This window comes from Dialister succinatiphilus, assembly GCF_928721695.1.
GTDB lineage: Bacteria > Bacillota > Negativicutes > Veillonellales > Dialisteraceae > Dialister > Dialister succinatiphilus.
Window position 1 is genome coordinate 1,162,382 of record NZ_OV788641.1, and the last position, 24,156, is coordinate 1,186,537.

Consider the following 24,156-nt stretch of genomic DNA (forward strand, 5'->3'; position numbering starts at 1 on the left):
AACCCTTCTACACAACCCGCGGCGGAGCCGCGCCCCTTTTTTATAATCTGCGGCGTCAGCCGCCACCACAACCCTCGGCCTGAAAGGCCGTCAAACTTAAGAACCCTAAGAACCCTATGAACCCTCACGCCGAAGGCGTGTCTATAATAAAAAATATCTATAAGCACTACAAAATAAAATTGAATATCAGTCACTCTTTCTTCTGTCCAAGGCGGAAGCAAAAGAGATGAAAAGCTCGTAATCATGGGAGATTTCACAGGAACGGCGGCCTTCCTGTTTCGCTTCGGGAAGAAGGGAGCATGGCGGAATCTGACAAGGCACTGACATGCGGAACCCTTGATTTTACTGGATGTTTATGGTACCCTGTACCTAGACCAAGGTCCCACCCTCGGGACGGTAGTCAGGGGTAGTACGTGAAGAAGCAGGCAGAGGAAACACGGTCACTCGCGCAAAGGCTTTCAGCGGAACTCCCGGTAGAAAAAATAGAGGGTCCATTTCTCTTATTTTTTTTCAAAGGAGCGAAGAACTATGAAAAAGATTCTCGCAATCGCAGCTGCTGCTGCACTGACTGCTGGCGTTTCCGCTTTCGCAGCAAATCCATTCTCCGATGTTTCCACTGATGACTGGGCTTACCAGGCAGTATCCGACCTCTCCGACCAGGGCGTCGTAGAAGGTTATCCGGATGGCACCTTCAAAGGTGAAAGAAACATTACCCGTTATGAACTGGCTCAGATCATTGCCCGCCTCATGGCAAAAGAAGACCAGCTGAACGCTGAACAGCGTGCCACCCTGGACAAACTGGCTGGCGAATACGCTGACGAACTGGCTAACCTGGGCGTTCGCGTTTCCAACCTGGAAAAGAAAGTCGGCAACCTCTACTGGTCCGGCGATGCTCGTATGCGTTACATCGACTACTCCAAGAAAGATACCGCTGACAAGTGGGATGGTCGTATGAGAATCAACGTTAAGGGCCAGGTTAACGACTCCACCTATGTACAGGGTCAGTTCGTAAACAACTTCAACTTCAAAGATTCTGAAACCAGCGACACCTCCATGGCTCAGATCTATGCTAACCATAACTTCGGCAAAGACTTCTCCGTACGTCTTGGCCGTCAGCCCATTTCCTTCGGTGACCAGGGCGGCTGGCTCTACAATGCTCTCGAAGGATACGATGGCATCCAGGCTGCTTATAACCATGACAAACTGTCCCTGACCACCGGCTTTGGCCAGTTCAATAGCGGCGATTTCAAAGGTGCTGCAGCTACTGATACGATTACCGTAGTAGAAGGCAAAGCTACAGAAACAAAGAAAGATGCAATTGACGGACAGGACTTCTACTTCGCTCGTGGCAGCTATGACTTCGACTTCGCTAAACTGGGCGTAGACTACATCAACTTCCAGAGCACAAAAGGCGGCAAGGACGTACCGGAAGTTATCGGCGCTAACCTGACCATTCCGGTAGGCGACTTCCAGGTATTTGGTGACTACTATAAGAACACCACTGCTGACAGCAAGTACGATACCGCTTGGAACGCAGGCCTCGGCTATGGCAAACTGAACCTGAAGAAACCGGGTTCCTTCAACCTGAGCCTCGCTTACAACAATGTGGAAGATGAAATGTACTTCGGCGGCACCGCTTGGCACACCGACATCCTCGATGCAGTTGCTGATGCTGGCAAGCTGAAATTCTGGAGCGCAAACGGCAACGTAACCCTCCAGAAGAACGTATTCCTCCGCGCTGAATACGAATTCGCAGCTGACGCTGACCAGGGTGCAGATCCGGACGACGCTTGGACCGTTTCCCTGAACTACAAATTCTAATTTCTGAAAAGAAAAGAGAATCTAGTTTCATAAACAAAAAAGAAGCTCTCGAAAGAGGGCTTCTTTTTTATGCCTTTATTCTGGTTCCATGACAGTCAGGGGCTGCCCCTGGTCATCTGGAGTGGGTAACGGGCCGGTATGCAGGGCTCTAGGGGGACTCTGAGCCCGGAGATTTCCTGCCTCCATGCTTCCTGAACTATTGAGGAGTGAGATTTCTCCACTCCGCAACGCTTTCGTCGAAATGACGGAGGGCGCGGGTCGGCTTTTCTGTCATTGGGGGCGTGAGATTTCTCCACTCCGCTTCGCTTCGGTCGAAATGACGATAGGGGCGCTCGTCGCCACCGTCATCTCGAGCGGGGCTGCATGTCGGTATGGGGCAGATGGAAAACGCGTCCATGATACTCTGAGTCGAGAGATCTCACTCCCCCATGCTTCATGTACCATTGGAGGAAGTAGATTTCTCCACTCTGTGGAGACTCTGCATAGAGTCTCCAAGTCAGCCGAAGTTGGCCTCTAGCCTGCACAATAAGAGGCTTTCCTATTGGCGGCTGACCGGCTTCGGTCGAAATGACGAGGATGAGGTTCGTCCCCCTTCTGAAATGACTGTATGCTGCTCGCCAGGCGGCTAATCATGAAAATGTGGTTCATGGCGTAAAGTGAGGCTGTTTTTCCTCAAAACCGGCTTTGCCCATTTATGGAGAAGAGGGTCGCGCCCCTATACCTTGCCTCCCACCGCTTGCGGGGGGAGGGGGACCACGAAGTGGTGGAAGGGGGGTCTCCGAAGGAGGCCGGTGCCCGACAGGTGGGCACTAAATGAGCGAACAGCCAGCAGCGAAAAACGGCACTACGAACCCATAGATACAGCCGCCCCCTTCCGTCTCGCTCCGCTCGCCACCCACCCCCTGAATGGGGGTGGGCAAGTTAAATGGAGGAGAGGCTCGCCCTTTAAAAATGGCGCCCGAAGGGTGCCACCACCACCCTCTGAACCTTCGCGCCGAAGGCGGTAATATAAAACTCATCGCCTGAAGGGCGATACCACAACCCTCGGGGCCAAAGGCCCCGTCAAACTTAAGAACCCTCCGGCCCATAGGGCCGGTCAATCCTAAGAACCTTTTTAACAACCTTTTTCTACAACCCTTCTACACAACCCGCGGCGAAGCCGCGCCCCCTTTTTTAACCATATTAAAAATTTCCTGTTTCACTCATAGGGAAGGCCTATAGTGTATAATAAAATAAAGTGTAGCAAATGATGGTATCATACAGTGAAGGATGCAGAAGAAAGGACTGGGACTATGGGAATGCAAAGGGGAAGAGTGATGATGAAGTACCTCAGCATTCCTGTACTGATTCTGGGCCTTTTTTTGACGTTTCTGCTGGATTGGGCGCTGTACCACGAAGACAGCCGCATGAGCCGGGATGTTCTTACTGTTACGGCATCCCACAAGCTGAATCGTTTCTATGATTACCTGAACCGGTATATGACGGCTGCCGAGGTGATCGGGTCCATGATTGATGAAAAGAATGGCATCATTGACGGCATGGGGGACATGGCAGGACTTATGAAAATCGATCCCTCCATCCGGTTTATAGCACTGGTCCCCCGGGAGGGGGAGGCACTATCTTTCCAGGGGAACCGGTGGCTGGGAAGCGGGCGGTCCATGCTGGAAGGGCCGCTGAAGGAAGAGGCTCATGAGGCGCGCCGGCTGGGCGAGCCGGTGATTGCAGACTCTCTGGTACTGGACCATGAGAGGGAGTATCTGGCGGTGCTGAGACCGGTGTATCTGGAGCGGCGTGAGGGCCGCCTGTTCTGGGGCTATGTGCTGATTCTGGGAAATCAGAATTCCATGCTTCAATCGGCCGGTATCACGTCTGGGGAAAGCGGTGAGAAAAATTACCGGCTGCTGCGGGAAAAGAAGGGAGTAGAGCAGGTGGTGGCCGAACAGGGCCAGGTAGGGGATGATGCTCCTTCTGCCTCTGCTTCTATTGGCAAAGAACGGTGGGTGCTGCTCTTGGAGCCCCATAGGGGATGGTTCAATCTGGGGGCCTTCTTCTTTGCCACTCTCTGTGGTGTCATGGCTTCTTTCTTCGTTTCTTTCCTGTGGAAAAGAAACAGGGCTCTTAAGGTCATAGGGGACACAGACAGTTTGACTGGCGTATACAACCGTAAGGGCGGCGATGAGGCGGTGGCTGCCTATCTCCATGAGCATCCCGAAAGCCCCGCCATGGTCATAGCGCTGGATATCGACAATTTCAAGCTCATTAACGATGTGTACGGCCACAGCGCCGGCGACGCCGCCCTGAAGACCCTGGTGGCCGATATGCGGCGCCTCTTTGGCGCAGAAACCCTGATAACCAGAAACGGAGGCGACGAGTTCATCCTTTTCCATCCTTTCCAGAAAAGGGAAGAGGTGGAGAAGAAGATGACCTATTTCACTGAAAATCCCCACAGGATTCAGGTGGATGGAAAGAATGTGCCCTTCTACTCCTCCATGGGCTCTGCGGAATATCCCCGTCAGGGAAGGGAATACGGGAAATTGTGCGTACAGGCGGATTTCGCCCTCTATACAGTGAAGCTGAACGGCAAGGCAGGATGGCGGAAATATGATGATACCATAACCGAAAACAAGCAGCGCACCCAGTTCGGCTTCAACCTGTCGGAGCTTTCAAACAGCATGCCCGGTGCCATGCTGGTGTGCAGGGCCACGGAAGACCAGGAAATCCTCTTCGCCAACCGGGGCATGATCGACCTTCTGGAATGCGATAACTTTGAAGATTTCATGCACTACACCGGCGGCACCTTCTTCTCCATCCTCCATGAGGGAGAAGAAAGGGCCATGAAAAAAGAATTCCACCGGCAGCTGGATGAAAAGGGAAATAAAAATCACACCGACTTCCTCACCTTCCGCCTCATCACCAAGAAGGGACGAGTCATTACAGTGGAAGACATAGGAAGAAAAGTAAATAATCCCTTCTACGGCGAGCTGTACTATATCTTCATGTATGATAAAGCGGAAAAAGAAGGCCGGCAGCGGGGCTAGAGGATAGACGGTCAGACCACAGGGGAACCTATGGGCCGCTGAGAACCCAGTGACACCCTTCCCATCGGGGGGGAGGGGGACCGAGATAGGGGAAGAGAATTTTTCTGCTTATGGACAAGCCCCTTTGGGGCTTGAAGGTTCAGGCGCCTTTCGGCGCCCGGGTTCTATCGTTCGTGTGCTACGCACCGAACGATGGGTTCGGCCCACAGAGCGGGCTGGTTCAGAGGGTAGTTTTATATGCCGCTGCCTGGGGCAGCGAAAACCGTCCAATCGGGCTTCGCTCAAGGGGCCGCCGATTGGCGTTCAGGACCGCGATGGAGCATCCTATCGGTGCTCTGCCCCGTACACCCTTTCCCGCTTCGCGGGACATCGCCCCGATGGGAAGCATGCCACTGGATTTTCAGATCGCTTCGCTCTCTTACAAATCCAGTTCCTTTGCCACCTCAAGGGGAAACGAGAAAATAGGTGGCACTGGATATTGTGTCACATATGACACAGACAGCCAATCCCGTAACGTTCTTGCGTCCCCTTTAGGGGAAGAGGGCCACGAAGTGGCGAAGGGATGTACGAGGGTAAGAATGATTATGATACTCGATGTGGACGTGACCGCCGCAGGCGGCATTATAAAACTCATCGCCCGAAGGGCGCCACCACAACCCTCGGCCTGAAAGGCCGTCAAACTTACGAACCTTAAGAACCCTCGGGGCGCAGCCCCGTCAACCCTCACGCCGAAGGCGTGTCCATTGGCGGCCCTTCCATTTATTTTTCTATATATTTATTACTTCACATAGCATGTGATATAATATTTTCAAAAGGCTAATGTAACATAAGACTTATATTACATGGCATTCTGTTTTTTATGAAGGTGATTTTGTGAAGCTTTTCGGTCCGGGGAAAAGGGATGTACCCTGACGGCGCCGGGTGTTATAAGGCAGATGGTAAATATGGCAGATGGCAGCGGCATGAGAAAGGCGGGGCTCGATGGGCTTCCCTGCGGGATTTGTCTGGTGTCTATGGATGATGAGGAAAGGGTGCTTTATGCAAATCGTTCTTTTCTTCTGCTCATGGGCTTCTCTTCCATGGAGGAGCTTTTTTCACAGCGGGGCAGCTCTTTTAAGGGGCTTGTGGCTGAGGGGTATGTGCCTCTTAGCCAGCGCTGCGGAGCAGAGGAAAGGAGCGGCTCTTTTTATTTTCAGCTGCGCACGTCTTCCGGCAGTGTCCCTGTGAAGGGGGCGGCGGGGGTCTACGAGGACGATAAGCAGGGGAAGGCCTGGTGTCTTTCCTGTATCCGTGACCGGGCGGGAAAGGCGCAGGGGCTGGAGGTCATGGACCGAAAGTCTTTTTATTCTGCCATTACCAGGCTGGCCCGGGAGGATGTGAAGAAGGGCATCTTCGGCAGCCGGGCGCCGGTGTATTTCAATCTCACCAATTTCAAGGTTTATAATTCCCGCCACGGTACAGGGGCGGGGGATGAGCTCATCCATTTCCTGGCAGAGAGTCTTTCTACCCATTTTCCCCATTCCTTCATTGCTCATCTCAATGGTGATACCTTTGCGGTGCTGGCCCTGCATCATGATGTGGCGGAGCGGATCGAGGCGGTGTCCCGGGATGTGAGGGACTACACCGGGGATCCGGCAGTGCAGCTGAAGGCAGGGGTGAATATATTCGACCCCGATACGGTGGAGGTCAGTGAAAGCGGCCTTCATCTTCTCTTTGACCGGGCTAAGATTGCGGCGGACTGGATCAAGGGGGACGCCGGCAGGATCTGGGCGGTTTATGACAAGTCCATGGGGCAGTACCTGACGGATCGGGCCTATGTGCTGGGCAGTTTCGACAGGGCCTTGAAGGAAGAATATATCAAGGTGTACTATCAGCCGGTCATCCGTACGCTTAACGGTAAGGTCTGCGGCACGGAGGCTCTGGCCCGGTGGGAGGATCCGGTGCGGGGCGTGATTATGCCTTCTGTTTTTGTGCCGGTGCTGGAGGAGGCCGGGCTGATTCATCGGCTGGACTGCTATGTCATAGAAAAGGTGGCGAAACTGTACCGGTTTATTATGGATAATCACCGGCCTTTTGTGCCGGTGTCGGTGAATCTGTCGGCCGTGGATTTTGAGGTGATGGATCCTTTCTCTTTTATGGAGGAGCTGATAGAGAAGTACCAGGTGCCCCGGAATTTCTTCCATATCGAAATCACGGAGTCTGCATTGAAGAAGAATGAGGGGCGGCTGAAGCAGGAAATCGAGAAGTTCCGGAAGGCAGGCTATGAGTGCTGGCTGGACGATTTCGGCAGCGGCTATTCCTCTTTGAATGTGCTGAAAACGTACCGGTTCGATACGCTGAAGCTGGATATGGCGTTCCAGCGTAACCAGAATGACCAGGGCCGGAAAATCATGAGTTCCATCATTTTCATGGCCAAGAAGCTGGGCATCCATACCCTGGCAGAAGGGGTGGAAACCAGGGCCCAGGCGGAGCTTCTGAAGAGCATGGGATGCGAGAAAATCCAGGGCTGGTACTACGGAAAGGCGCTGCCCTATGAGGAGAGTTACCAGTACTGCCTCCAGCGTCATCTGGCTGTGGAAACACCGATGGAAAATGCTTTCTATGAAAAGGTGGGACTGGCCAATGTGATTGGCGACACGCCTATGTCTCTTTTCCTCTATGACGGAGAGAATATAGCCATCCTTCTGGAAAATGAAGCCAGCCGCCGGGAAGCGGCGGCCCTGAAGGCCACATATACCGATGTGAAAGGTATGAAGCTGGTGAAACTGGACCTGCCGGTGATGCAGCAGTTTCATGAACTGCTGGACACATCTGCCAAGGGCGGCAGGAAGGAGTCCATGAATTACCTCTTCCATGGACAGTATGTGCGCTGCACTCTGCAGGTGCTGGCAAAGGATGATTATGGCTATGCAGGGAAAATGGAATACTACCTGATTTCAGCCGGTGGGGACAAGAAGGAAACCCATCGCATGGATAAGCTGCTGCGCCATCTTTTCATTGTTTATGACGGGCTCTATGTGATCCGGAAGAAGGAAGGCCTGGTGGAGGTGGCGGAATCCATGAACCGCGTGGTCCGTACCGGGGAGACTGTGCCACTGGGCCGCTTCCTGAAGCTTGGCGATTTCATGCATCCCGAGGATAAGAAACGGTTTCTCCGGATTATGAAGCCGGGGGTGCTGGAAAAGGAGGCCCGGGGAGCCAAGCGCAGTGCGGTGACCGATCTTTTCCGCATAAAAATGGATGACGGCAGCTATCGGTGGAAGGAATTTAATTTTGCCCTTTTGGGTTCCTCCTGGGATGGAGATATTCTTCTGGGCATCAAGGATACCGCCTCGGCTGCCGCCAGGGGGACGGCGGTGCTTCCTTCCTATCTGTCCACTCTGGGGTCTCTGCCGGAAATGGAGAAGGAAGAAAAGCAGCGCTCTTCGGTGCTGCAGGCGCTGGAAGACAATGGAACTATCTGTTTCTTCTGGAAGGACCGGAACGGCCGCTTCCTGGGGGCCAGCCGGGCATTCCTTGAAAAATACGGTTTCACCCTGCCCGACATTCTGGGAAAGACGGATGATGAAATCGGCTGGCACGTCAACGGGCGCCGCTTCCGGGATGAAGAGGAGAAGGTGCTTCGCCAGGGGGCGGTGGCTAGGGGTAAGTGTCAAGTTTTCCTCGGTAATTCATTTGACTGTCGATAATTACTATCTCCGTGGCTTCGGTTTTATCAGTATTTCTGTATAGCTCTGGCCAGTCTCCCCATTGGTGAAGAAGAAGCTCCATAAACGCCTATACGTCCCTCCAGGCATCCCGGCCTATAGTTTCTCATTTTACGCTTCTGCGCCTCACTCCGGACATTCTGGGCGATTTTACGCTCTGCCTGCACCGCAGCCTTGTGCATGGCTCTATCCATCTTTTTGTAGTTTTTCCCATTAGCATGGTACAGGAGAGCTGCTGTAAGTGTTTTATTCTTCCGGGCGGTCAATACCCAAACCATACACTCCATTCCCTCGCTGGACCAGCTCCGTCCCTGCCGCTTCATGCGATAGCTGTAGAACCGGTGATTTGTTTCTGCAGTCCCCAGGTGAATCTCTGTATGGATGCCGCGCTGACTCAGGCTGGGGATATAGGGAGCATTTCTTTTCAGATAGCTCTGCAGCTTGTCTACCTCCTCCAAATCCTCCTCTGTCCGGGCGCAGCTCCGGGCAGTATCCATCCATACGGGAATCTGTTTCATAATATCGTCGCTCTGGTGAAGTTCTCGGATAATACGGTCTATCAGTTTCCTGTTGCAGAAGCTGAGCCGGGTCCGGATCTTTTCATGCACATGATAGCAGTCGCGGAAGTGCTGGTGATCCAGGCAGCCTTCTACCATTCGCTCAAAGTCCTGAAACTGGTATCCGGACCCTCCATCCCCATTCGACAGCACTGTGGTCTTAGATAGGTCATAGTGCCCAAGCAGATAGCTTCTTACCATTGCAAAAAGTTCTTTTCTGCTGGTAGCTGCAAAGCAGCGAAGTCCTACCAGTTCTGTCCTGTTGCCATTTTTCCTGACTCCCTCATATACCTGGAGGCGGTGCACTTCCGAAACGCCGCCTTTCTCCTTGTTCTTGAGTACAATTCCATCTCCTTCAATCGCTATAATTTCCGGCTGTGTCCGCTTTTCAACCTTTTCCTCTTCTGCCAATGCTTTTTCGTAAGCCTTTGCCTTCTTACCGGCATAATTCTTGAGTGAGATAACGGACTGATGGGAGATGGTAATCCCCGCCAGGCTTTGCAGGAGTTCGCTGGCACTGCGAGATGTGGTAATTGCGACAGCCTCGACAATCCGCTCAATCATTCCCAGGCTGTAGTGCTTTCTGGACTCAAAGCCCATTTTGCAGTCCAGGGGATAGAAGCTCTTCCCTTCTTTCTGCAGAAGTCTTCGGGTATAGGTCAGCTCTCCATAGCGGCAGCAAATCGTCCGGGAGTCCCGGCGCGCTACACGCCACCCCTGTGACCTGTAAATCCGATAGAGCTCGGCATCAATATGCTCCAGAGCCATAGCTATAAGCTGACAGTTCATTTCTTCGAGCCAATGAGTTAGCTTCCTTTCAGACTCAATAGAATCATCAGATTCCTTGATGATAGAAATGACTGCTCCTATTGCATTTTCACTCCAAATTTCTCCAGTTTTTGTTATAATATCCATGAGGAAAGCCCTTTCTTTGTTTTATTCTTTGCCACGGAAATTATAACATTTCCACTCAAGGGGAGGCTTTCCTCTTTTATTGTTTCTGGAAAAATTCCCCTACCGAGTAAAATTTTACACTAAGTGGCTAGGGATGTGATCGGCCAGTGCGTCATCAAGGGCCGGATCCACTATGTACAGGCTACCAAGTTTCCCATATACCGGGGCAATGAAATCGCCGGCCTGGTGGGATATTTCATCGATCGGGACAGCATCGGGAAAATCCGGCGGGATAACCAGGAGCTGGATATGAAGGATGCGGAAACGGGCCTTTTAAACTACCGGGGCATGTTTATCACAGCTATCCATTACTTCGACAATTACAAATCCTATGGCGAAAACTGCGCTGCCCTCTTCATGGACATCCCCGCCCTGGACGATGTGGGCCGTCTCTATGGCATGGCCGTGCGAAAGAAACTGATTTCCCGGCTGGCGAAACTGATTTCCCATTTCTTCCGCCAAGGTGCTTCCATCGCGCATCTGGGAGGCGGACGGTTCTGTGTCCTGATGAAGGCGGAGAACACGGCAGACATCCGGCGCCGTATGCTGGATCTGTCCAATGAAATCCATGGCATCCGGGAAGAGGCGGGACGGCAGGTCACCCTTTTCCTCCAGTATGCCCTGGCCATGATATCGGAGGCGCGCACGGTGGATGGACTCTTCCATCTTCTGGCCCGCCGCCTGACGGAGGCGGAACAGGAGAAATACGGGGAATCCCTGTATTATGGGGACCGCATCGCCTTTGACAGGGCCGTCTTCGACAACAGCAGAGACCAGATCATGATTTCCGACCCCGACACTTACAGCCTCCTCTATATGAACAAGGCAGGCCTTCGGGACCTGGGTCTGCCGGAAGACTATCCCTATGCCGGAAGGAAGTGCTATGAACTCATCTGCGGCCAGCCTTCGCCCTGCGAAATCTGTCCCCTGCCCTTCCTCCGGCGGGACCGTTTCTATACCCAGACCTTCCATAACATGAATACCGGCGGCGATTATCTCATCCAGCATACCCTGATTACCTGGCATGGAAAGAACGGCCATTTTGAATTAGCCACAAACCTGGGCAGCTATGCGGAAGGGGACTACCGGAAGAAATACCTGCTCTTCCAGGAAATGGCGGTGAATGATGCCCTGGCGGCAGGAATTACCGCCCCCACACCTCATGAAGGCATCGACCGTCTCCTGGCCCGGGTGGGAAAAATCCTGGAGGCCGAGAAGGTATGTATTTTTGAAGAACAGGGCGATGGCACTGTGAAGAACACCTACGAATGGTGCGCTCCCGGCATACCGCCTTCCCAGGCCTCCATGCAGCATGTGCCCATGGAACTGGCAAGGCCCATTTACGACCGCTTCGGGCCCGACCAGATTGCCATCATTGATGATGTGGAAGAAGTGCAGAAAGAGTACGGGATTTGCAGCGGGGACTACCGGCCGGGACTGAAGCGTCTCATCTCCGGCCATCTGGTCATCAGCGGCCTGTCCCTGGGCTACACGGAAGTGGTGAACCCTTCGGACAAAATCATGAAAGAAGCCAGCCCCCTTCTGGATACTCTCACCCGCTTTGCGGCGAGCCTCATCCGCAACCGGAATGTGATGGACCGGCTTCAGGCCCTGAGTCATGAAGACCAGCTCACAGGCCTCAAGAACCGACTGGCCTTCATGGAATACGTGGAGGGCCTTCCGGCAGGCACAAAGACAGCCTTCCTCTTCGGCGATATGAACGGCCTCAAACAAATCAACGACAAAGAGGGTCACGAAGCCGGCGACAGGGCCCTCCAAACACTGGCAGCCATTGCCGGCGAACTGGTGGGCCGGGATCACGCCTTCCGCATGGGCGGCGACGAATTCATCCTGGCGGCACAAGGAGCTGATGAAGAAAGGGCACAGCAGCTGGCGGCGGAACTGAAGGGCAAACTGCACCTGCAGAACCTCAGCATGGCCCTGGGCATTGCCTGCCGCACCGCTCCCATCACCGATATCGACGAACTGATCATGGAAATGGACAGGAAAATGTATAAGGATAAGAAACATCCGAGAAAGTAGGGAACTGGTGAGCTGGGAAACCAGTGAGCTAGGGAAAATAGTGATGGTCAAAAAAAGCGCCTTTTGGTAAAGAGGGCGCCTTTTTGATGGCTGGCGGGATCAAAGACAGGGAAGATAGAGAGGTTTATTCTGCCCCTGAATAGGGGGGAGGCGAGCGCAGCGAGCCAGTCAGCAGAATGCTTGTCATGCCATATGACACTGAAAGTGAATCCTGTAACGCTCCTTGCGTCCCCTTTAGGGGAAGAGGGCCACAAAGTGGCGAAGGGGTGGACGGTGGTAATCCTGATTATGATACTCGATGTGGACGTGACCGTCGCAGGCGGCCTGTGTCATTTGGGGTTCTTGTCCTTGGACATGCTTGCGGTATGAGGGTTGACGGGCCTTTGGCCCGAGGGTTATGGCCGCCTGATGGCGGCAGGTTGTGTTCGCTAGCGCTCAGGGGGCAACGGCCCTTCGGGCCGAGGGTTGCGGATTGCCGCTCTGCGGCAATGCTTATAAAGTCAGCGTTACAGGATTGGCTTTATGGATCCTATAGCATGATACCCGGATGATGAGCCACCTTCGGTAGCTTCCCCCCCTTTGGTGCCTTACGGCACCACCTTCCCCCCGCTGAGAGGTGGGACAATAAAGCACCGCGGCTGAAAGTTCTGTCAAACCTTAGAACCTTCTGAACCCTTTGAACCCCGGGTCACGGAGTGGCCCATCCAGCCGCCCCCTTCCGTCTCGCTCCGCTCGCCACCCACCCCCGGGAAGGGGGTGGGCAAGTAGCATGGAGGAGAGGAACGTTGCCATATCACATGCCGCTTATGGGTGGAGAGGGCCGCCAAAGGCGGCATTATAAAATCTGCGGCGAAGCCGCCACCACTACCCTCGGCCTGAAAGGCCCGTCAAACTTAAGAACCCTCCGGCCAATGGCCGGTCCATCTTAAGAACCTTCCCTTCTGAACCTTTTGAACCCTCACATCGAAGGTGTGTCCAATGGTGCCTGCCGCTACCGTCATCTCGAGCGGAGCCGCATGCCGCTATGGGGAGCAGATGGAAACCGATCCCATGATGCTCTGAGTCGAGAGATCTCCTACCGTAATGCTGCCCGTACCATCAGAGGGGGGGAGATTTCTCCACTCCGCTTCGCTTCGGTCGAAATGACGGGGATGGGGCCGGCTTTTTTATAATTTGCGGCGAAGCCGCCACCACAACCCTCGGGCCAAAGGCCCGTCAAACTTAAGAACCCTCCGGCCCATAGGGCCGGTCAATCCTAAGAACCTTCCCTTCTGAACCCTGTCAACCCTCACACCTTAGTGTAAAATTTTACTCGGTAGGGGAATTTTTCCAGAAACAATAAAAAAGGAAAGCCTCCCTTTGAGTGGAAATGTTATAATTTCCGTGCACAAATAAAACAAAGAAAGGGCTTTCCTCATGGATATTATAACAAAAACTGGAGAAATTTGGAGTGAAAATGCAATAGGAGCAGTCATTTCTATCATCAAGGAATCTGATGATTCTATTGAGTCTGAAAGGAAGCTAACTCATTGGCTCACTGAAATGAACTGTCAGCTTATAGCTATGGCCCTGGCGCGTATTGACACTGAGCTGTATCAGATTTACAAGGTACAGGGGTGGCGTGTGGCGCGCCGGGACTCTAGGACGATTTGCTGCCGCTATGGAGAGCTGACCTATACCCGAAGACTTCTGCAGAAAGAAGGGAAGAGCTTCTATCCCCTGGACTGCAAAATGGGCTTTGAGTCCAGAAAACACTACAGCCTGGGAATGATTGAGCGGATTGTCGAGGCTGTCGCAATTACCACATCTCGCAGTGCCAGCGAACTCCTGCAAAGCCTGGCAGGGATTACCATCTCCCATCAGTCCGTTATCTCACTCAAGAATTATGCCGGTAAGAAGGCAAAGGCTTACGAAAAAGCATTGGCAGAAGAGGAAAAGGTTGAAAAGCCGACACAGCCGGAAATTATAGCGATTGAAGGAGATGGAATTGTACTCAAGAACAAGGAGAAAGGCGGCGTTTCGGAAGTGCACCGCCTCCAGGTATATGAGGGAGTCAGGAAAAATGGCAACAGGACAGAACTGGTAGGACTTCGCTGCTTTGCAGCTACCAGCAGAAAAGAACTTTTTGCAATGGTAGCAAGCTATCTGCATGGGCACTATGACCTGTCTAAGACCACAGTGCTGTCGAATGGGGATGGAGGTTCCGGGTACCAATTTCAGGACTTTGATCGAATAGTAGAAGGCTGCCTGGATCACCAGCACTTCCTCGACTGCTATCATGTGCATGAAAAGATCCGGACTCGGCTCAGCTTCTGCAACAGAAAACTGATAGACCGTATTATCCGAGAACTTCACCAGAGCGACGATATTATGAAACAGATTCCCGTATGGATGGATACTGCCCGGAGCTGCGCCCGAACAGAGGCGGATTTGGAGGAGGTAGACAAGCTGCAGAGCTATCTGAAAAGAAATGCTCCCTATATCCCCAGCCTGAGTCAGCGCGGCATCCATACAGAGATTCATCTGGGTACTGCAGAAACAAATCACCGGTTCTATAGCTATCGCATGAAGCGGCAGGGACGGAGCTGGTCCAGCGAGGGAATGGAGTGTATGGTTTGGGTATTGACCGCCCGGAAGAATAAAACACTTACAGCAGCTCTCCTGTACCATGCTAATGGGAAAAGCTACAAAAAGATGGATAGAGCCATGCACAAGGCTACGGTGCAGGCAGAGCGTAAAATCGCCCAGAATGTCCGGAGTGAGGCGCAGAAGCGTAAAATGAGAAACTATAGGCCGGGATGCCTGGAGGGGCGTATAGGCGTTTATGGAGCTTCTTCTTCACCAATGGGGAGACTGGCCAGAGCTATACAGAAATACTGATTAAACCGAAGCCACGGAGATAGTAATTATCGACAGTCAAATGAATTACCGAGGAAAACTTGACACTTACCCCTCACACTGAAGGTGTGTCCACGGCCATTCCATTCATGATATAATGAAACCAGATAAAATCCATTGTTTTCAGTAAAGAAGGAGTAACGAAATGGACGACGGCCACATATGGCTTGAAATCATTATTATCATTTTACTGGTCCTGGCCAACGGGGTCTGTTCTCTGGCAGAAATCGCCATTGTGGGAGCGCGGAAGACGAAGCTCCAGGAAATGATTGATGAAGGGAATAAGAGCGCCGGCTATGCCCTGCGTCTGGCAGAGCGGAAGGAGGAGCTTTTTTCTACCATTCAGGTGGGCATTACTACCATCAGCATCATTACCGGTATGTTTTCCGGAGCGTCCCTGTCGGGACCTCTGGGAGAGGAGCTGTCGAAGTTCCCGCCGCTGGCGCCTTATGCCCAGATGGTGAGCATGGTGGCTGTCATGGTGCTGGTGACTTATTTTTCCCTGATTATCGGGGAGCTGGCGCCGAAATGGATTGCCATTGCCATTCCGGAGAAGGCGGCCTGCTTTGTGGCCCGGCCCATGATTATAATGGCTACGGTGTGCAAGCCGCTGGTGCTTTTTTCCACCTGGTCCACCAAGGCCGTGGTGGGTCTCCTTGGCATTCATATGGAAGGGGAGCAGCCGGTTTCGGAAGAGGAAATCAAGGTGCTTCTCCAGCAGGGGGCCAAGCTGGGCACTTTTGATAAGGAAGAACCGGAAATCATTGATAATGTATTCGAGCTCAATGACCGCACGGCAGCGGACTGTATGACGGCCCGTCCCCAGCTGGACTGGATCGACTTGGAGGACAGTGAGAAGAAAATCTGGGCCGATATGATGAAGACGTCCCATTTCCGCCTGCCCCTTGGCAGCGGCTCTCTGGACGATTTCAAAGGGCTGGCTGATTTGTCCGATGTGCTGATGGACCAGCATGCCCATCCGGGGAAGGCTTTGAAGAAATCCCTCATGGAAACGGTGCATGCGCCGGTATACATTCCGGAAACCCTGACGCTGACCAAGGTGCTGAAGCTTTTCCGCACCCGCGGCGTCCATGAAGCCATCGTCATCGATGAGTACGGCACCCTGTCTGGCCTCATCACCCTTCATGATGTGCTGGAAGAAATCGTGGGGGATATGCCCGGTGACAAGGAAGATATTCTGGAGGAGCAGAACAAGTTCATCCGCCGTTCCGAAAATTCCTGGCTGGTGGAGGGACTCTGCTCCATCGACGATTTTCGTGAGTATTTCCACATAGAAGACGAGCTGCCGGGAGAAGCGGAAGGCTACTACAAGACATTGGGAGGGTTTATTACCTATCTCCTTGGATATATACCGAAAGAAACAGAAAAAGCCCGGTATGGCATATTCACCTTTGAGGTGATGGACTGCGATAACCGGCGGGTGGACAAAGTCCTTGTAACGAAAGGCAAAGAAGAGGAGGAAATAAAACATGAGCAGTGAAACGAAAGAATGTCTGAAAGAACGGCTTCATAGGCTGGAACAGGATCTGAAGGAGAATCAGGCTTTCCTTCAGACCTATATGCTGTCCCCCAGCCCCGATTTCCGGCCGGCAGAGGAGGAAAGAATCCGCCAGATTTCCCGCCTGGCCGATGAAATGATGGAAATTCTCACCGAGCTGGCAGGAAGAAGCGAGGACAATGGGGAAGCCGATGCCATGGACGACGATTTGAACCTGGAATACAAGACCCACACACTGGGGGATCCGGACGGCGAGGACAACATTGAAGGGGACTGGAATCTGGATGAAGAAGATATGATTCCCATCAGCGAAGCCCGCACCCTGCCGGAAGCAGAAGAACTTCTGTCCAAAAAAGAAAAGAAAGGTAAGAAGCACGGGAAAAAGGATAAGAAGAAAGGAAAGAAGGGGAAGAAGGGGAAGAAATAAGACATAGCGGCAGGAGGCTGTATTCCCGGACTGGGGAAAGGGGCTTCGCCGCAGGGGAAGTGCCATGGTAAGTGTCCCATGGGGAAAGGTGGTACCGAAAGTACCCCAACGGGGCGTATTCCTACAGGCAAAGCCCGGCGGTATGGGTTTTCTGCCGCCGCAGGCGGGTCTATATACTCATCGCCCGATAGGGCGATACCACAACCCTCAGCGCCGCAGGCGCTGTCGCCCCCTGAGCGAAGCGATACACAACCCGCCGCCGGCAGGCGGCCACAACCCTCGGGGCGCAGCCCCGTTTACCTTTCTTTCTGAACCCTTTGAACATTTGACACATCCCTATGTCAAAGTTAGTGACTGATAAAAGTAAGGAGCCTGAAACCATGCCTCACTATGCATTGCCTCATGAAATCATGTATCATACCGGCCTTTCCCGGGAGATGACGGAAGGTGCCCGGTATGCCCTGGTGCCCGGAGATCCGGGGCGGGTGGAAGGATTGGCGAAGGCGCTGGATGAGAAGGCATCTTTCGTCTGCTCTCACCGGGATTTCACCACCTGGAAGGCCAGGGTTTCCGGCGAAACGGTGCTGGTCATGTCCACCGGCATGGGCGGTCCCTGTGTCACCTTTGCGGTGGAGGAACTGGCCCGGCTGGGGTTGACTTCCTTTATCCGGGTAGGCACCACCGGGTCCATTCAGGAGGACTTGAATCTGGGGGACCTGGTCATCAATAAGGGGGCCGTCCGCAGGGACGGCGCTTCCCGGGCCTATGCGCCCCTGGCCTATCCTGCCATGGCGGATATGCGGATCACCCTGGCACTGGAGGAAGCGGCCCGGGAACTGAAGGTACCCTGTAAAACAGGGATTTCCGTATCCACCGACAGCTTCTGGCCGGGCCAGGAGCGTTACGACAGCTTCTCCGGCTATGTGCGGAAAAATCTGCAGGGGAGCCTCTCCGAATACCGGGCCCTGGGCTGTACGAATTTTGAAATGGAAAACGCCACCCTCTTCACCCTCACCTCAGTGCTGGGCCTTTCGGCCGGTTCTCTCTGCGGCGTAGTGGCCAAGCGGACGGACAGCGAGGCCGTGGCTCCGAAGGCAGTGTATGAGCTGGCGGAAAAAAGATTCCATCAGGTGGTGAAAAGGGCGCTGGAAATGCTGATCGGCCATTTCATGGTGACCATTTAAAAAATAGAAAAGACGCCTTCAGAAAAAGGCGTCTTTTTGAATGAGAAGCAGAGCTCTGGAGAGGGCGTGCCACCTCAAAACTTGCCACCCGCAGCTCGGTGGGCGGCCAAAGGAAAGCGCCTTCACGGGCAGGCCAGGCGCCCACCTTGGCTGACGTGTATCCTTATGCCGGATGTGCACAGTGGGAAGGGGTGACACATGGAAAAATGAGACATAGGTGGTTCTTACCATCACGGAGTTTCCCCCTTTGGTGGCTGCGCCACCACCTTCCCCCCGCAGGCGGTGGGACAATCACAGGGGGACGAAGTCCCGCCAACCCTCACACCGAAGGTGTGTCCAATGGCGAAGCCGCGCCCCTTTTTTTAAAATATGACGTTAGGGCACCACGGCTCTTTCGTCATCTCGAGCGGGGCTGCGTGTCAGTATGGGGCAGATGGAAAACGCTTTGATGATACTCTGAGTCGAGAGATCTCCCACCTCAATGCTTCATGTACCATGGTGGAGTGAGATTTCTCCACTCCGCTTCGCTTCGGTCGAAATGACGGAGGGCGCGGGCCGGCTTTTTTGTCATTTGGGCGTGAGATTTCTCCACTCCGCTCCGCTCTGGTCGAAATGACGGGGATGGGGGCCGGCTTTTTTATAATCTGCGGCGAAGCCGCCACCACCACCCTCGGCCTGAAAGGCCGTCAAACTTAAGAACCTTAAGAACCCTCGGGGCGCAGCCCCGTCAACCCTCACGCCCGCAGGGCGTGTCCCATAGCCCCTTTTTCAAAATCCCCTTGCCATTGAAGGCAAAATCATTTATCATAACAATGATATACTATTGCTTTCAAAGGGAAGCAGAGATAAAGGAGATTTTTGGAAGAATGAGAGCACGTGGTCTTTTATTTGGCGTGGCAGTGGCATTTTCTGTGTGGAATATCATTACCAATGGTGTCAATGTGCGGACTGTGGCAATCTGTGCCATGATCCTGGTATGCCTGGTCATTAATATTTACAATTATCGTCAGAAGCAGCAGCAGCGGGCAGCAGCGGAGGAAGCTGTAAGGGAGAAGGAAGAGGTCCGCCAGCTTCGGGCAGAGGCCCGGCGCAGGCAGAATCGGAGGAACCGGAAGCATCGCAAATAATTCTCTTTCTGCTTGAGGGCCTTTGGCCCTTTTTCTGTTTTCAGGGAAAGTATGAGAAGATGGCATAGGTCATCTGAAAAGTCATAGCTTATCCCGGGAGGTACTATGCCGGCGGCGCTTATCTATCGCTGGGCAGTCTTTATTCTGCTCATTTTGGGTCTGATTCTTCTCATGAAGCACAAGGTGCTGACGCCCTTTGTATTCTGGTCGAGGATCCAGTACTATACGTTTTCTACTTTCACCCTTTTTGTGGTGTGGCTGGGGGCCACTCTGTTCCAGGTGGATGTGCCCTTCCTGTATACAGCGGACTGCCGTTACATAGTGGCGGCCAGTCTGGGGACTCTGTCCCTCATGTATCATCTCATCGTACGGCCCGGTGCCATTCGCACCCACAAGCTGAACGATATCAGCTACGAGCATTTTTCTTTCTACAATTACATATTTCACTATTTCATCCCCATCCTGATGCTGGTGGATTATATCTTCTTCGTGGATAAGAGGGACATGCACTGGTACACCATGTTTACCTGGATGATTTACCCTGCTTTCTATGTGGTATTCGTGTATTTCAGGGCCTGGGTGACCATCGTGACCCACGGGAAATCCCATCTTTATCCCTATACGTTCATGGATCCCAACTTCCATGGACCTCTCTCTATTACCAGGGGGGTGCTCATCGTAGGCGCCCAGTTCTTCGTCATCGGCGTTTTCGTCTATGCTCTGGGCATGGGCCTTTTCTACCTGGGCATTCCGCCCCTTTCCTGGACTTTTAATGGATGAAATCAAAGGCAGAGGCGCTCCGCTGGGGGCGCTTTTTTGATGCGGTCGGGATCGGAATCGGGGCGGTGCTTGCCGGTATTCCCGAAGGTTGACGCGGCTTCGCCGCGAGGGTTGATGGCGCCGCCGGGCCTCAGGCCCTGGGCGCCAAGGGTTCTGTCCGGGACCGGCTGACGCCTTCCGGACAGGTTGAGGGCTCCGCCCTCGGAAGGTATATAGTATCGCTGCGCTGACGAGGTGGGCGCCTCTAAATTATAGAAGGCGCCAGTTTGTATAAAACCATACAACCGCCCTGCGGGCGTTGGAAATGCATCCCCCTTTGGTAGCTGGCGCCACCACCTTGCCCGGTGGGAAGCATGTCACTGGATTCTCAGTCGCCTACGGCTCCTTACGAATCCAGTTCCTTTGCCACCCCCGCAAGCGGGGGCACTATGGGTGCTTAGCCATGGAGCCATGTCTCTGCAGGAAAGCATAGAAACCTATTCTTCCCCCTGAATAGGGGGAAGTCCGGCGCAGCCCGGATAGGGGGTGGCGAGCGCAGCGAGCCAGTCAGCAGAATGGTTATTTTGCCATATGACACTGAAAGTTAATCCCGTAACGCTGACTTTATAAGCATTGCCCGCAGGGCAATCCACCCCCTCTGAACCCTCTGAACCCTCTGAACCCTCTGAACCCTCTGAACCCTCTGAACCCTCTGAACCCTCTGAACCCGGGCCGCGGAGCGGCCCCATAGCGGCCCTTTTTCCCCCGGCCACAAAACATAGAGACATATAAGAAAATAAATGATATAATAATTCCGTTGCATTGAATTTATGCTTTTGCTGTAAGGAGTTTAATTGATGGCAGATACAAAAGACGTGACGACGAAGGATTTTGTGGATCATTCCTATTTCTATAAGCCCTATTGGTTTGTGGTGGCTCTTGGCTTTATCCTGTGGGCCGCTTATGTGTGCTGGACGGGGTACTGGGGGATTGTCCATCACAGGGTGCCGGTGATTGACCTGGGCATGCAGGTGGCCATTCTGTGGTGGCTTCTGGATACGGTGCTCACGAAGACGGTATACCGGCTGGAAAAGGACCGCCTTTATATGCTGAAAACAGGGGTGGGGCACAAGAAGGAGCTTTCCATTCCTTATGAGGATATTTTCGGCGTTCACCATTTCAAAAACCAGCTCATGAAGCCGGTGACTTATCGCTATACCTTCCACCAGTATTCGAAGCTGGACAATCGTCCCATCTGGTCCCTGCTCTATGATATCGACAGTGACAAGAAGGTGGGCCGGGTGCTCATGAAGGCTTCCGAGGATTTCTGGAAGGAGTTTGAACGGCGTATGCCGGGGCAGATCCGCATTCCTCAGGAAGAAGTGGTTACGTTCACATACAAGGCTATGGAAAAGAAACTTCGTGACCAGGGCTATTTCAAGGAACATCCGGAAATGTCCTTTGAAGAAGGTATCAAACAGCTCCGCCAGAAAGGTACGGAAATGGGGGGCCGGGAGGATGAACTGACCGGTGCTGATTTCCACGGTGAAAAGGTGGAACTGGAAAATGGTACCAGTAAGGAAACGTTGGAAGCGGCCAGAAGAAAGATGGAGGAAGGAAGTCAAAAAGAATAGGTTCGTTGAGGGAGCTGTGAAAAGATGTAAATCATTTTTTCACAGCTCTTTTTTATATAGATGAATATATAAAATTATTATAGATACTTATAGAAGGAATATATAGCAGGTAAAAAGAAAAAATGATTCATAGATTGCAGGCAGGCTATTTGCATTTATTCATAGATACATATCCCCGGACAGGGGGAAAGACATGGTGGCGAACGGGGGAGATTAAGGAAGGAAAGGTGGTAAAAAAATGAATCGCCATCTATCCATCATATATAGCAACTTCTAAAAAATAGGAGAATAAATGAGAATACGGAAGTATCATAATGATAAAACACAATAATAGGAATAAATAACCATAATATACTATATTTATTTGAAAATCATGGAAAAATACTGTATATTGACTGTAGATATCTGCGATTCCTGAAGTTTATGCAGTGAAGAAAGGAGGCGTTTCCCTGTTTGATGGATAACAGGATGGGCAGGCTTATTTTCCAGGTGCAGTGATTCTCCGGTTTCATGCCATTATTTCACATAGAGAAGTCATTTTATGGAGAAGTCATTGGACCGCTCTTGGAAAAGCGGATGAAGGCCTGCAGGAGGCGGGGCTCGCGGGCAGCTCTTGGCCCTCCCTTCAGGAAATTTCACAGGCGAAATGCTGATGGCATTCTTTGTCTAGGATGGTATCAGCAGGTTTATTTTTCGAAAGGCGGTTGACTCTATGGCATCTCCAAGCCCCCTCTCCATTTGTCTCACTAACATGGTTATCGTATTTGCGGTCCTCGTTTTCCTGGCGTTTGTGATCCAGCTGATTCACATCGTGGACCCCACGAAGAACAAGAAGAAATAGGAAGATAACGATTAAGGTTAGGAGGTAGACATTATGGATGGTTTTATGAGAGCCCTTGCTTCTGTGTGGACAGATTCGGGATTTGCTTCTCTTACGATTGAAAATATCATTATGATTCTGGTGGGTCTGGTGCTCCTGTACCTGGCCATTGCCAAGGAATATGAGCCTCTTCTGCTCATGCCCATTGCTTTTGGCGACATTATGGCCAATTTCCCCAACACCGGTTTTGAATCGGAAATGGGCGTTATGATGGCTATTGGATTTGGTATTAAGTATGAAATTTTCCCGCCGTTGATTTTCATGGGTGTGGGAGCAATGACGGACTTTTCTCCCCTCATTGCCAACCCGAAAACCATGCTTCTCGGCGCTGCTGCCCAGATCGGCGTTTTCGTGGCCCTGGCAGGTGCCATGATTCTGGGCTTCAATGTGCAGGAAGCGGCAGCCATTGGCATCATCGGCGGCGCTGACGGCCCCACTTCTATTTATCTGACGTCCAAGCTGGCGCCCCACCTTCTGGGTGCCGTAGCTGTGGCAGCGTATTCCTACATGTCCCTGGTACCCCTGATTCAGCCGCCGATTATGAAGCTCCTCACTACGAAGGAACAGAGACAGATCCGCATGGTGAATCTTCGTCCGGTGACTCATTTCGAAAGGGTAGCTTTCCCCATTGTCGTATCTATCGTGGTTTCCCTGCTTCTCCCGCCGGTGGCATCCCTCATGGGCATGCTCTGCCTGGGCAATCTCTTTGAAGTATCCGGCGTAACCGGCCGTCTGTCTGATACGGCGAAAAATGCACTGTGCAACATCGTTACCATTTTCCTGGCAACCGGCACCGGCCTCACCATGACCGGCGACAAGTTCATCCGTGTGCAGACTCTGGAAATCATCTGCCTCGGTCTCGTAGCCTTTGCAGCAGGCACCGCAGGGGGCGTCCTCTTCGGCCAGCTCATGCGCATTGTGTCCGGTAACAAGGTGAACCCCCTCATCGGTTCTGCCGGCGTATCTGCCGTACCTATGGCAGCCCGGGTATCCCAGGTGGTAGGTCTTCGGGACAATCCCTCCAACTATCTGCTCATGCAGGCCATGGGTCCCAACGTGGCAGGCGTTATCGGCACCGCTGTGGCGGCAGGCACCATGCTGGCCCAGTTCGGAGGCTGATTTCCCTTAAAAAATCTGTCATTGATTATGAAAAAGCACTCTCTTTGGAGAGTGCTTTTTGTATATAATCATTTTTTATAGGGGCATATAGAAAATATAACGAATTGAGAAATTAGGAATGATAGCATTTAATAGTTTATAAAATAAAAATTTATAATTTCGGTATATATTTCATGCAAAAGACTGTCAAAATCGTATGAAGAATATAATGAATAGTATACGATGAAATCAATCGAATCATTAGCAGTAAAGTTTTGCATTTGCAGTTTTCAGGGGACAATGGGGAAGGAATAAATTTCAATGACTTAAATGGGAATCATAATCAATAGCATACTATTTTTTAAATAGAATAATATATTCTAAATTGAAATAGACGGTGGAGTGGTTGAATTTTGACAGGTCCATGAATACAATAAGCATAGATGCCTATGTAAGTGCATGCCATGTGCAGCTTCATAGATGGGAGCCCGACCCTGGGACTGTGAACAA

At 52.3% G+C, this 24,156-nt stretch carries 14 protein-coding genes; 13 read left to right on the plus strand and 1 reads right to left on the minus strand.

Annotation, left to right across the window (positions count from 1 at the left end; genetic code table 11):
• Positions 1 to 528: 528 nt before the first annotated feature.
• The 3 genes from NW747_RS04795 to NW747_RS04805 all read left to right on the plus strand — a co-directional run bounded on the left by NW747_RS04795 (position 529) and on the right by NW747_RS04805 (position 8,548).
• Complete coding sequence (locus tag NW747_RS04795) at positions 529 to 1,821, plus strand: S-layer homology domain-containing protein (RefSeq protein ID WP_273188207.1); 1,293 nt, start codon at positions 529 to 531, stop codon at positions 1,819 to 1,821.
• 1,316 nt (positions 1,822 to 3,137) lie between these two features.
• Positions 3,138 to 4,859, plus strand: a complete 1,722-nt coding sequence (locus NW747_RS04800; RefSeq protein ID WP_273188208.1) for a diguanylate cyclase domain-containing protein — start codon at positions 3,138 to 3,140, stop codon at positions 4,857 to 4,859.
• Positions 4,860 to 5,803: 944 nt separating this feature from the next.
• The gene (locus NW747_RS04805; RefSeq protein WP_273188209.1) at positions 5,804 to 8,548 is read left to right on the plus strand and encodes an EAL domain-containing protein; all 2,745 of its coding nucleotides are present in this window, start codon (positions 5,804 to 5,806) and stop codon (positions 8,546 to 8,548) included.
• 26 nt (positions 8,549 to 8,574) lie between these two features.
• On the opposite strand, the gene NW747_RS04810 is transcribed toward NW747_RS04805, so the two are convergent.
• Entirely contained in the window at positions 8,575 to 10,038 is a 1,464-nt protein-coding gene (locus NW747_RS04810; RefSeq protein ID WP_273188210.1) for an ISLre2 family transposase, read from the minus strand.
• A 135-nt stretch (positions 10,039 to 10,173) separates the two neighbouring features.
• On the opposite strand from NW747_RS04810, the gene NW747_RS04815 reads away from it, so the two are divergent.
• The 10 genes from NW747_RS04815 to NW747_RS04860 all read left to right on the plus strand — a co-directional run bounded on the left by NW747_RS04815 (position 10,174) and on the right by NW747_RS04860 (position 23,667).
• A complete protein-coding gene (locus NW747_RS04815) occupies positions 10,174 to 12,120 on the plus strand; it encodes a GGDEF domain-containing protein (protein WP_273188211.1) in 1,947 nt (648 codons plus the stop codon).
• A gap of 1,416 nt (positions 12,121 to 13,536) precedes the next feature.
• The gene (locus tag NW747_RS04820) at positions 13,537 to 15,000 is read left to right on the plus strand and encodes an ISLre2 family transposase (RefSeq protein ID WP_273187597.1); all 1,464 of its coding nucleotides are present in this window, start codon (positions 13,537 to 13,539) and stop codon (positions 14,998 to 15,000) included.
• 163 nt (positions 15,001 to 15,163) lie between these two features.
• Positions 15,164 to 16,519: a hemolysin family protein gene (locus tag NW747_RS04825; protein WP_273188212.1), complete on the plus strand. Its 1,356-nt coding sequence runs from the start codon at positions 15,164 to 15,166 to the stop codon at positions 16,517 to 16,519.
• Positions 16,509 to 16,964 (plus strand): hypothetical protein, encoded by a 456-nt coding sequence (locus NW747_RS04830; protein WP_273097422.1) that lies wholly within the window; start codon positions 16,509 to 16,511, stop codon positions 16,962 to 16,964. Before NW747_RS04825 ends, NW747_RS04830 begins: the two co-directional genes overlap by 11 nt.
• A gap of 380 nt (positions 16,965 to 17,344) precedes the next feature.
• A complete protein-coding gene (gene udp / locus NW747_RS04835; protein WP_273188213.1) occupies positions 17,345 to 18,148 on the plus strand; it encodes a uridine phosphorylase in 804 nt (267 codons plus the stop codon).
• 866 nt (positions 18,149 to 19,014) lie between these two features.
• On the plus strand, positions 19,015 to 19,275 hold the full coding sequence (locus NW747_RS04840; protein ID WP_008860614.1) for a hypothetical protein: 261 nt from the start codon (positions 19,015 to 19,017) through the stop codon (positions 19,273 to 19,275).
• Between the two features lie 105 nt (positions 19,276 to 19,380).
• On the plus strand, positions 19,381 to 20,055 hold the full coding sequence (locus NW747_RS04845) for a Pr6Pr family membrane protein (RefSeq protein WP_008860613.1): 675 nt from the start codon (positions 19,381 to 19,383) through the stop codon (positions 20,053 to 20,055).
• Positions 20,056 to 20,891: 836 nt separating this feature from the next.
• Entirely contained in the window at positions 20,892 to 21,668 is a 777-nt protein-coding gene (locus tag NW747_RS04850; RefSeq protein WP_273188215.1) for a hypothetical protein, read from the plus strand.
• 712 nt (positions 21,669 to 22,380) lie between these two features.
• Complete coding sequence (locus NW747_RS04855) at positions 22,381 to 22,509, plus strand: OadG family protein (RefSeq protein ID WP_008860609.1); 129 nt, start codon at positions 22,381 to 22,383, stop codon at positions 22,507 to 22,509.
• A 33-nt stretch (positions 22,510 to 22,542) separates the two neighbouring features.
• On the plus strand, positions 22,543 to 23,667 hold the full coding sequence (locus tag NW747_RS04860; protein WP_008860608.1) for a sodium ion-translocating decarboxylase subunit beta: 1,125 nt from the start codon (positions 22,543 to 22,545) through the stop codon (positions 23,665 to 23,667).
• The last annotated feature ends 489 nt before the right edge of the window (positions 23,668 to 24,156 follow it).

Coding starts and splice junctions, on each gene's coding strand:
- NW747_RS04795 (WP_273188207.1), top strand. CDS start 529: ATGAAAAAGATTCTCGCAATCGCAGCTGCTGCTGCACTGACTGCTGGC.
- NW747_RS04840 (WP_008860614.1), top strand. CDS start 19,015: ATGAGAGCACGTGGTCTTTTATTTGGCGTGGCAGTGGCATTTTCTGTG.
- NW747_RS04830 (WP_273097422.1), top strand. CDS start 16,509: ATGAGCAGTGAAACGAAAGAATGTCTGAAAGAACGGCTTCATAGGCTG.
- NW747_RS04855 (WP_008860609.1), top strand. CDS start 22,381: ATGGCATCTCCAAGCCCCCTCTCCATTTGTCTCACTAACATGGTTATC.
- NW747_RS04810 (WP_273188210.1), bottom strand. CDS start 10,038: ATGGATATTATAACAAAAACTGGAGAAATTTGGAGTGAAAATGCAATA.
- NW747_RS04825 (WP_273188212.1), top strand. CDS start 15,164: ATGGACGACGGCCACATATGGCTTGAAATCATTATTATCATTTTACTG.
- udp (WP_273188213.1), top strand. CDS start 17,345: ATGCCTCACTATGCATTGCCTCATGAAATCATGTATCATACCGGCCTT.
- NW747_RS04820 (WP_273187597.1), top strand. CDS start 13,537: ATGGATATTATAACAAAAACTGGAGAAATTTGGAGTGAAAATGCAATA.
- NW747_RS04805 (WP_273188209.1), top strand. CDS start 5,804: ATGGCAGATGGCAGCGGCATGAGAAAGGCGGGGCTCGATGGGCTTCCC.
- NW747_RS04845 (WP_008860613.1), top strand. CDS start 19,381: ATGCCGGCGGCGCTTATCTATCGCTGGGCAGTCTTTATTCTGCTCATT.
- NW747_RS04800 (WP_273188208.1), top strand. CDS start 3,138: ATGATGAAGTACCTCAGCATTCCTGTACTGATTCTGGGCCTTTTTTTG.
- NW747_RS04850 (WP_273188215.1), top strand. CDS start 20,892: ATGGCAGATACAAAAGACGTGACGACGAAGGATTTTGTGGATCATTCC.
- NW747_RS04860 (WP_008860608.1), top strand. CDS start 22,543: ATGGATGGTTTTATGAGAGCCCTTGCTTCTGTGTGGACAGATTCGGGA.